This window comes from Xanthomonas dyei (assembly GCF_002939865.1).
GTDB lineage: Bacteria > Pseudomonadota > Gammaproteobacteria > Xanthomonadales > Xanthomonadaceae > Xanthomonas > Xanthomonas dyei.
This window is the reverse complement of the sequence record NZ_MDEE01000139.1, coordinates 1-326: the sequence shown is the minus strand read 5'-3', so window position 1 is coordinate 326 and position 326 is coordinate 1. Positions and strand designations below refer to the sequence as shown.

Genomic DNA, 326 nt, shown 5'->3' with positions numbered 1-326 from the left:
TGACCCAGAACCTGGACAAGGAGATCCACACCTTGTTCACCGGCGATGAGGGCACCGCCGCCGATGCGATCGACGAGAACCTGGCCTACACGCAGGTCGCAATGGCCACTCTGGATGCGGTGCGCGTAGATCCGGCCCAGCCGGAAGTGCTGGAGAAAAAAGGTCGCGCCATGCTCATGGCCGGCTTCGGCACCGCCAGTCCGCCGATGGCGGCCGGGGCGATGCTATTGCTGTTCAAGTTCACCATGGCCTTCCTCATCGGCGTCGGGCCCATCTTCATCCTGGCGCTGATCTTCGACCAGACCAAGGACCTGTTCAAAAAGTGG

The 326-nt window shown here is 62.0% G+C and carries 1 protein-coding gene; it reads left to right on the top strand.

Translation table 11 applies throughout. From position 1 onward, the window contains the following. Positions 1-326 (top strand): type IV secretion system protein (locus tag XdyCFBP7245_RS23565; protein WP_146091749.1); only part of this gene is annotated, 326 nt, incomplete at both ends.